9 protein-coding genes and 1 pseudogene are annotated in these 8,860 nt (G+C 73.6%); 6 read left to right on the top strand and 4 right to left on the bottom strand.

The genetic code is table 11. The features are described 5' to 3' along the window. Both AOK00_RS35235 and AOK00_RS35230 read left to right on the top strand, forming a co-directional pair. Nucleotides 1–424, top strand: a 424-nt coding sequence (locus tag AOK00_RS35235) for a cysteine dioxygenase (protein ID WP_055604184.1), incomplete at its 5' end; no start/stop codon positions are given. After that, entirely contained in the window at nt 421–837 is a 417-nt protein-coding gene (locus AOK00_RS35230) for a rhodanese-like domain-containing protein (protein ID WP_055604183.1), read from the top strand. The genes AOK00_RS35235 and AOK00_RS35230, both read left to right, overlap by 4 nt. A 43-nt stretch (nt 838–880) precedes the next feature. Here the strand turns inward: AOK00_RS35230 and recX are convergent, their stop codons facing one another. Beyond that, nucleotides 881–1,447, bottom strand: coding sequence for a recombination regulator RecX (recX, locus tag AOK00_RS35225; RefSeq protein WP_030325669.1), 567 nt, complete (start codon nt 1,445–1,447; stop codon nt 881–883). A 4-nt stretch (nt 1,448–1,451) separates the two neighbouring features. Continuing rightward, the gene (recA, locus tag AOK00_RS35220) at nt 1,452–2,588 is read right to left on the bottom strand and encodes a recombinase RecA (RefSeq protein WP_055604182.1); all 1,137 of its coding nucleotides are present in this window, start codon (nt 2,586–2,588) and stop codon (nt 1,452–1,454) included. Between the two features lie 595 nt (nt 2,589–3,183). On the opposite strand from recA, the gene AOK00_RS35215 reads away from it, so the two are divergent. The 3 genes from AOK00_RS35215 to AOK00_RS35205 all read left to right on the top strand — a co-directional run bounded on the left by AOK00_RS35215 (nt 3,184) and on the right by AOK00_RS35205 (nt 5,183). After that, entirely contained in the window at nt 3,184–3,789 is a 606-nt protein-coding gene (locus AOK00_RS35215) for a GOLPH3/VPS74 family protein (RefSeq protein ID WP_055604181.1), read from the top strand. Nucleotides 3,790–3,924: 135 nt separating this feature from the next. Then, nucleotides 3,925–4,623 carry a helix-turn-helix transcriptional regulator gene (locus AOK00_RS35210; protein ID WP_055604180.1) on the top strand — a complete coding sequence of 233 codons (699 nt, stop codon included), beginning with the start codon at nt 3,925–3,927 and terminating at the stop codon, nt 4,621–4,623. A 32-nt stretch (nt 4,624–4,655) separates the two neighbouring features. Then, nucleotides 4,656–5,183: a DUF3291 domain-containing protein gene (locus tag AOK00_RS35205; protein WP_055604179.1), complete on the top strand. Its 528-nt coding sequence runs from the start codon at nt 4,656–4,658 to the stop codon at nt 5,181–5,183. 43 nt (nt 5,184–5,226) lie between these two features. On the opposite strand, the gene AOK00_RS35200 is transcribed toward AOK00_RS35205, so the two are convergent. Then, nucleotides 5,227–6,789: an IucA/IucC family protein gene (locus AOK00_RS35200; protein ID WP_055604178.1), complete on the bottom strand. Its 1,563-nt coding sequence runs from the start codon at nt 6,787–6,789 to the stop codon at nt 5,227–5,229. Between the two features lie 41 nt (nt 6,790–6,830). Here AOK00_RS35200 and AOK00_RS35195 point away from each other — a divergent pair, with 41 nt between their 5' ends. Beyond that, entirely contained in the window at nt 6,831–8,561 is a 1,731-nt protein-coding gene (locus tag AOK00_RS35195) for an IucA/IucC family protein (RefSeq protein WP_055604177.1), read from the top strand. Here AOK00_RS35195 and AOK00_RS41245 read toward each other — a convergent pair. Then, a pseudogene (locus AOK00_RS41245) lies at nt 8,562–8,860 on the bottom strand (hypothetical protein); the annotation flags it as partial.

The following is an 8,860-nucleotide window of genomic DNA, read 5'->3' as shown; positions in this document are numbered from 1 at the left end:
CCTGCCGCTCGACCCCGAGGGCCGCACCTGGGTACGGCTCGAAGGCCCCGGCGGCAGCGAGGCCTGGCTGATCGGCTGGCCTCCCGGCACGGGTACGGGCTGGCACGACCACGCCGAGTCACTGGGTGCCTTCGCCACCGCGCGCGGCACCCTCACCGAGAACGCGCTGGCGGTCCGGCTGCCGGCGAGCGGCTGGAAGACCCTGGAACTCGCCGACGGCCTCGATCGCTCCCGCCGGCTCGGGGAGGGCGGCGGCCGCGCCTTCGGCCGTCACCATGTGCACGAGGTGCTCAATGAGTCCCCCGACACCCACGCGGTGTCGGTGCACGCCTACTACCCGCCGCTCCCGCTGATCCGGCGCTTCAGCCGGACGGGCGCGGTGCTCCGTCTCGAGCAGGTCGAACGCCCGGAGGACTGGCAGTGAGCGACAGCGACAACGGCCGCGTCGGCATCGACGAGCTCCTGGAGCGGGTCAGGTCCAACCTCGACCGGATCGAGCCGCGGGCCGCCTACGAGGCGTACGAGACGGGTGACGCTCTCCTGGTGGACACGCGCTACGCGGCCCTGCGCGAGCGGGACGGCCTGATCCCGGGCGCGCTGGTGGTGGAGCGCAACGAACTGGAATGGCGGCTGGACCCGCTGGGCAGCCACCGGGCACCGGAGGCGACCGGCCACGACCTGCTGGTGGTGGTCCTCTGCAACGAGGGCTACGCCTCCTCCCTCGCGGCCGAGTCCCTGCGCCGCCTGGGCCTGAACCGGGCGACCGACCTCATCGGCGGCTTCCAGGCCTGGAAGGCGGCGGGCCTCCCGGTCCTGCTGCCGACGGCACGAGGCTGAGCCCGGACGGGACAAGACGTGTCCTTCTGATCTCCCCCGGGGATCAGAAGGACTCGTCGAGCCCGTCCGTGTCCTCGCCCTCGGCCTCCAGCGCCTGGCGGACGACACGGAGGGCCATGCCCTCGGGATAGCCCTTGCGGGCGAGCATCCCGGCGAGCCGTCTCAGGCGCCGGTCGCGGTCGAGACCGCGGGTGGCACGCAGCTTGCGGGCGACGAGCTCCCGCGCGGTGGCCTCCTCCTGGTCGGAGTCGAGCTGCTCCACCGCCTCCTGGATGAGGGCCGGCTCGACGCCCTTGGTCCGCAGCTCGCGGGCGAGGGCCCGGCGGGCGAGGCCCCGGCCGTGGTGGCGGGACTCCACCCAGGCCCCCGCGAAGGCGGCGTCGTCGATGAGCCCGACGTCCTCGAACCGGGAGAGGACCTCCTCGGCCACCTCGTCGGGGATCTCCCGCTTGCGCAGTGCGTCGGCGAGCTGCTTGCGCGTGCGGGGGTTCCCGGTGAGCAGGCGCAGGCAGATCGCCCGCGCCCGCTCAGCCGGGTCCTGGGGTGACAGCTCCTTCTCGGCCCTCGACGAGTCGGGGCTGTCACCCGGCCATTCGGTGCGACCGGTCACCGGTTCAGCTCTTGACCGCGGTGGCCTTGGTCGCCTTCGCGGTCTTGCTCGCGGGTGCCGGGACGCTCTTGGCGGCGTCGTCCGTGCCGGCGGTGTCCGCGGCGGCGGCCGCGTCCGTCGCCGTCTCGGCCTTGGCGGCCTCGGGCCGGACGCCGACGCCCAGCTTCTCCTTGATCTTCTTCTCGATCTCGTCGGCGAGGTCGGGGTTGTCCTTCAGGAAGTTACGGGCGTTCTCCTTGCCCTGGCCGAGCTGGTCGCCCTCGTACGTGTACCAGGCACCGGCCTTGCGGACGAAGCCGTGCTCCACGCCCATGTCGATCAGACCGCCCTCGCGGCTGATGCCCTGGCCGTAGAGGATGTCGAACTCGGCCTGCTTGAAGGGCGGCGCGACCTTGTTCTTGACGACCTTGACGCGGGTGCGGTTGCCGACCGCGTCCGTGCCGTCCTTGAGGGTCTCGATACGACGGATGTCGAGGCGCACCGAGGCGTAGAACTTCAGGGCGCGGCCACCGGTCGTGGTCTCCGGCGAGCCGAACATCACGCCGATCTTCTCGCGGAGCTGGTTGATGAAGATCGCGGTGGTCTTGGACTGGTTGAGCGCGCTGGTGATCTTCCGGAGCGCCTGGCTCATCAGGCGGGCCTGGAGACCGACGTGGGAGTCACCCATCTCGCCCTCGATCTCCGCACGCGGGACGAGCGCGGCGACGGAGTCGATGACGATCAGGTCGAGGGCGCCGGAGCGGACCAGCATGTCGACGATCTCGAGGGCCTGCTCGCCGTTGTCCGGCTGGGACAGGATGAGGTTGTCGATGTCGACGCCGAGCTTCTTGGCGTACTCGGGGTCGAGGGCGTGCTCGGCGTCCACGAACGCCACCTGGCCGCCGGCCTTCTGGGCGTTGGCCACCGCGTGCAGCGTCAGGGTCGTCTTGCCGGAGGACTCCGGGCCGTAGACCTCCACGACACGGCCGCGCGGCAGGCCGCCGACGCCGAGGGCGATGTCGAGGGCGGTCGATCCGGTCGGGATCACCTCGATCGGCTCCTGGGTGCGGTCGCCCATGCGCATCACGGCGCCCTTGCCGAATTGGCGTTCAATCTGTGCGAGCGCGGCGTCGAGCGCCTTCTCGCGGTCGGTTCCTGCCATGGGTTCCACCCGGTTTGCTTGAGTCGATCGCTTCATGTGAAAGACGCTAACCCCTGCCACTGACAATGGGCCCCGACGTCCCCTCCAGCCTGTGGACAACTCGGCGACAAGCCCGAAATCCCAAGGGCCGGGCTTCCATGAGAATGGATGTTCGATTTTAGTGTCAAGCACACTCCCGGGCGACACGCCGACGCGTTCCCGTTGGCCAGTGCGGGCACGGCGGGCGGCTCGCCGTGAGCCGGGCGACCGGCACGCACAGATCGACGAGCGGCCCGCACCCGCCGTCGGCCGCTGGAGCGTCCCCGCCTGGCCGCCTCCGCGCTCGACCGGCCAACTGGAACGCTCCGTCACACGACGCGTCGCGACGCCCCGACGCCGTCGAACCCCGGCGGCACGCGACCGGATCCCGATCGCGACGACCAAAGCCACGCCCCCTGACCGCCGGACGGAACTCCCCTTCCCGAGAAGGAGCTTCGGGCGTGTGGGCAGGGGGCGATACTGATCGTGACAGCCGCCTCGCACCCGGCCGGCCCTGGACAGGTCCGGCCGGTGGGGCGGGAGCGCACCTTTGCAGATGCCTCCGAGGGGAGCCTTCATGACCACGGCGAAAGACCTGTTCATCATCGCCATGGACCCGAGGCCGGACCGTTCCGTGGGCCAGGGAGACCTGTCGCTCGCACTCGCGGGAGCCGAGCTGATCGATCTCCTCGGCTCCGGGGCCGTGACCGTCGACGACGACCGCATCGTGCCGGGCGAGCCGTCGGCGCCGGACGACCGGCTCCTCGGCGAGGCCGCGGCGGAGCTCTCCCGCGAGGAGCCGTACGAGCTCGTCGAGGACTGGCTGTGGCGCCGGGGCCGCGACCTCGCGGCCGCGTACCGGACCGCCCTGGAGGGCTCCGGTGAGCTGACGCGGAAGCGGAGCGGCCTGCTGCCCTTCGGGCCGGAACGCGTGGAACCGGCCGACACGCCCGCGAGCCGCCGGGCCGCCGGCCGCTGGGAGGAGAACGAACCCGTCCTGGCCGCCCTCGCCTCGACCGTGGGCATCGACGGCGGACGGTCCGTCGACGAGGCCGGCCTCGGGGACGAGGCGGTGACGACGGTGGTCGCCGTCGTCCACGACGCGGTGATGGAGCTCGAAGCCGTACGCCAGAGGCGGACCATCGAGAACACCGCCTTCGCCAACATCTGGCGGGGGCCGTGAGCCCGGCCCCGACCCCTCGCCGGGTCGCCACCGCCGGTCCGGGCCTTCCGAACACCACGGCGTGAAGGCCACGGCGTGAAGGCCACGGCGTAGAGGCTCTCTATCTCCAACCTGCGTTGTTCCTAGACTGGCCGGATGGAGGACACGCAGGACATCGACGCGATCGCCATGCTGCAGGACCCGGTACGGCGCCGCCTGTACGAGTACGTGGTGGCCCAGGGCCGTGAGGTCGGCCGCAACGAGGCCGCCGAGGCCGTCCAGGTGGCGCGCACCCTCGCCGCGCACCACCTGGACAAGCTGACCGCCGCCGGGCTCCTGGAGAGCGGCAGCCGCCGCCTGACAGGCCGCTCGGGGCCGGGGGCCGGCCGCCCCGCCAAGGTCTACACGCGGGCGCGGGCCGAGCTGTCGGTGTCCCTGCCGGCCCGCGACTACCGCACCGCCGCGGAGCTGCTCGCCGAGGCGGCCGAGCAGGCCGGGCTCGACTCCGGGCTGTGCGCGGCCGCACGTCGCCGGGGCGAGGAGCTGCGCGGCCCGGCGGCGCCCTGCGGCGGCCTGGACGAGGCCATGAAGACACTGGCGGCACGCGGCTACGAGCCACACCTGGAGGCCGCCGAGCACGCCGAGGACACCGAAGGCGCTTCCGGCACCACGCTCCGTATGCGCAACTGCCCCTTCCACGCCGTCGCCGAACGCTTCCCACCCCTCGTCTGCGGCATGAACCTCGCGCTCCTGGAAGGCCTGCTGGGCACGGACGGCGCCGTACGCGCCCGCATGGACGCCCGGCCGGGCATGTGCTGCGTGGTGGTCGAGACTTCTAAAAACAACGATCATTGACATAGAAATCCGCGCCGTGCTGGGATGAGGCCATGACCGCATCCCCGCACGCTGCCGCCCACCTCGCCCAACTCAACGTCGCCACGCTCCTCCACCCCCTCGACGACCCGCGCCTCGCGCCGTTCGTCGAGCTCCTCGATCCGGTCAACGCCGCCGCCGACGGCACGCCCGGCTTCGTGTGGCGGCTGGTGGAGGACGGCGCCGCCGACGCCACCGCCCTGCGCCCGGCGGGCGAGGACGTCATCGTCAACCTGTCCGTCTGGGAGACCCAGGAGGCCCTGTGGGACTTCGCCTACCGCAGCGGGCACCTGGAGGTGATGCGGCGGCGCCGCGAATGGTTCGCACGGCACGTCGAGTCGCACCTGGTGCTGTGGTGGGTCCCCGCCGGACACGTCCCGAGCGTCGACGAGGCTCTGGAGCGGCTGGCGGAGCTACGGGCGAACGGCCCGTCCCCGCGCGCGTTCACCTTCGTCTCCTCCTACAGCGCCGCCGAGGCCGCACAGCACATCGAGGCGGCGCCCGCCGAGGCGGCGCCGGCTGAGGCGTCACCCGCCGGCTGACGCGTCGCACACCGGTCGAGGCGTCACCCGCCGGCTGAGGCAGCTAGTCGGCGATCCGATGACGGCCACCGGCACGGCGGTCACTGCCCCGCCCGTCCGCCGAGGGGTGCGGAAGCACCGTCCACAGGTCCCCGCCCCCGCCGCCCGCCGGGGCCAGCCGCATCAGCGTCAGTGCCTTCGCCGGGAGCGGTTCCGTCCGCAGGGCGTGCAGGTCCGGGGTGGCGGTGAGGTCACGGGTGGCCGTCTCCAGGACCGTGCCGAGGGTCGGCGCGTCGCCGGCCAGCGGGCCGAGCGCGCCGGTGACCAGGCTGCCGAGGACCTTGCGGCGGAGCACTGCCGGGTCGTCGTTCAGGAGGCGGCCGCCGACCGGCGGGGCCGGGACGCCGTGCCGGGCGAGGCGGGCGGGGCTGATGCGGATGTCGGCGAGGTCCCGGTAGACGAGGCGCCGGGTCCGGTCGTCGGCGTCGAGGACGGCGAGCAGGTTCTGGCCGTGCGCCTCCAGGGCCACCCCGAGGTCGAGCAGCTCCAGACAGACACCGAGGGCGAGGTGCGCGAACTCGATGACGCGGTCGAGCCGTTCACCCGTCGGGCGAGCCGCGAGCAGCGCGGGCAGGGCGGCCACCGGAACGACGCGCTCCCCGGCCGCCGGGTCCGCGTGCACCTGCGGCGACTCGCGCAGGAGCGCCGCCAGATCGGCCGTTCCCGCCCCCGCGGCGGCGACCGTACGGGCGATGCTCAGCCGACCGTCGAGCCGGCGGGCGAGCGCCTCGACGAACGCGGACGTCGCGAGGGAGTGGGTGACGGTGTACGCCGAGATGTCCCGCACCGTGGACGTGAGTTGCGTGGTCAGCGAGGTCTTGACGTGCCGGCCGCCGCCCAGGTCGAGCGTCCGCAGCGACAGCAGCGGGTGGGCGTCGGGGCCGGGCCGCAGCGCCAGGCCGCTCAGCACGTGACGGGCCTGCCACGGGTGTACGGGGATCAACACGGAGGAGCCGTCACGCAGTTCGCGCGGCCACTCCCCTGACACCGACACGGCCGTGCGCGCGACCGGGGCGAGCCGCAGGGACACCACGGGCCGGTGCTCGGGGGCGTACGCGAGCTGCTCGGCGGCGGAGAAGCCGGGCCGGGAGCGGCAGCCCGGGTGGTACGGATGCCCGTCGGCCTCGCCCTGCTCCCACTCCCACGGGTGGACGGGCGGCGCCGCTCGCCGAGGGGCCGTACGGGAAAGGGCCAGCGACGCGACACTGTGGTCGAGCTCGGCCGCCAGGCGCGCGCCCTGCGGAACGGCCAGGGCCGCCGTCAGTTCAGCCGGATGGTCGTACCGGACGCCGGCCAGGTCGAGTTCGGACACCGACGCCGTCGTCGCCCAGGGATCCGAGTGCGGCCCGCGCAGACGACGCCCGTCCGCCAGACGCAGGGTGACGCCTTCGCGGTCGGGCGTCCGCGCGGCGATCCATGGAACCGGCTCGTGCACGAGCCCGCGCCACAGCCGGGTCAGCACGGCCGCCCGGGCTCCGGGGAGCTGCGCCGTGTACGCGGCCGTGAGCCCCGGGCGTACGACGTCCAGCTCGGTGGCCAGAGTCCGCTCCGCGGCGGTTCGACACATACGGTTGTTCTATCGCGGTCGCATGCGATCCACACATACTGATGGCGATGAACACACTCGCGCGGACCGCCGACGCACTGGCGGTGACGCCCCTGCTCAACTGTCTGCTCCGGGAGGCCGCGGACCCTGCGGCGGAAGCCCTCACGGGCCCATCCGCGGATCCGACCGCGTATCCGTCCGCGGGACTGCCGACGGCGAATCCGTCCGCGGGAGCCCCGGCAGCGGCTCCGCCCGCGGGACTGCCGGCGGACCCGCTGACAGGCCCGCACACAGGGGCGGACCCTCCGACCGGCCCGCCCATGAAGGGCCCCGCAGGCCCACCCCGAAGCGGCAGCACCACCCCGTACGCCGTCCACCGCCTGCGTGTCAGCGGCCGCCTCCTGCGCGTCCGCCCCGGCCACCGCCCGTCCGCCCCCGAACTGTGGACGGGCCGCGCCTGGCGGACCCTCCGTCACGCGGAACTCGTCGACCTCGCCGTCCAGGAGATGTACGCCTCCACCGGCCGCGCCAACCCCGCCCTGGCCGCCGAGATGGCCGCCAGCCGCACCGCCGTCCAGGCCGTACTCGCCGCACGCGCACGCGTGGCGCCGCCCGAGGACCCCTGGCTGCGCTCCGAACAGGCGCTGGTCATGGGCCACCCGTACCACCCGGCCCCCAAGGCACGCATGGGCGAGGGCCCGGCTGCCGACTGGCTGCGCTACGCGCCCGAGGCGTACGCCCAGTTCCCCCTCGTCCTGCTCGGCGTACGCGAGGACGCGGTGGTCGAGGACGGTGACACCCGGGCCCTGGACACCCTCGGCGAGGCGCCGCCGGGCTACCGCCTGCTGCCGGCCCACCCCTGGCAGCTCGCGCTCTCCGACCGCGCCACGCGCGTGCGTGCCGCCTTCGCCGAAGGCCGCCTCGTCCGCCTGGGCGTCACGCCCAGGGCCGCCAGGCCGACCGCCTCGGTCCGTACCCTGCACCTGCCCGGAGACGCGGCTCGGACCGCCGGGGCCGGGGACATGTTCCTCAAGTTCAGTCTCGACGTCCGGATCACCAACGACATCCGCCGGATGCGACGCCACGAACTGCTCCAGGTCCGCCGCACGGATCCTGTCGTGACCGCCGCCTTCGCCGCCATGGACGGCCCGGCGGCCTGGCTCAGCGACCGCGGCTACCGCACGGTGGACGGCCTCTTCGAGACCTGCGCCGTCCTCGTCCGGGACGGCCTCGACCGGCATCTGACCCCCGGCTCGACCGCCGTGCTGACCGCCGCCCTCGCGGAGGGCTTCCCCGGGAACCCCCTCGACCGGATCGCCGACCCCCGACCCTGGTGGGCGGCGTATCTGCGGTGCGTCGTGGCACCCGTCCTGGAGGCGTTCGCCCGGTTCGGCGTCGTCGTGGAGTGCCACCTGCAGAACACCCTGATCGCCGTGGACGCCCACGGCACCCCCGTCCAGTCCGTCTTCCGCGACGCGGAGGGCGCCAAGACGGTCCCCGAGATGCCCCGCCCGGCGGCCTGGCGGAGGCTCGTGTACTGCCTCGTCGTCAACAACCTCTCAGAGATCGCCGGCGCGCTCACCCACCGCTTCCCGGGCTCCGCCCCCGCGCTGTGGGCGATGGCCCGCGCCGAGTTCGAGCGGGGCGACCGGCTGCCCGCGCTCCCCGACGTCAAGGCCCTGCTCGACTCCCCCACCGTCCCGGGCAAGGCCAATCTGCTCTCCCGCTGGCTCCGCGCGGAGGGCACCGCGCCCCACTACCTCCCGGTGCCCAACCCGCTCACGGCCGCCTAGCTAGGCCTCCGTACGGCCCCGGGCCTGGCCCGGGTCCCGGTCCGTGGACAGGTCCAAGTCCGGCGCCCGCCCCCGCTCCCGACGCGCCCGTACCGCCCGTACCGCCCGCACCGCCCGAGTGATCCCGTACCCCAGCACCCAGGGCAGCACCGTGATCCCCAGGACGTACACGAGGACGTAACCGAGCACGTCCTCGCCGTGGGTGGGCTCGTCCCAGCTGTCCGTGGGCAGGACGATCACGGTCGCAGAGACCGCGACCGGCACCAGCGGCAGCAGCACCGACCACAGCCGCGGCCACC

The organism is Streptomyces aureus, from assembly GCF_001418135.1.
GTDB lineage: Bacteria > Actinomycetota > Actinomycetes > Streptomycetales > Streptomycetaceae > Streptomyces > Streptomyces aureus_A.
This window is presented reverse-complemented; position numbering and strand designations above follow the sequence as displayed.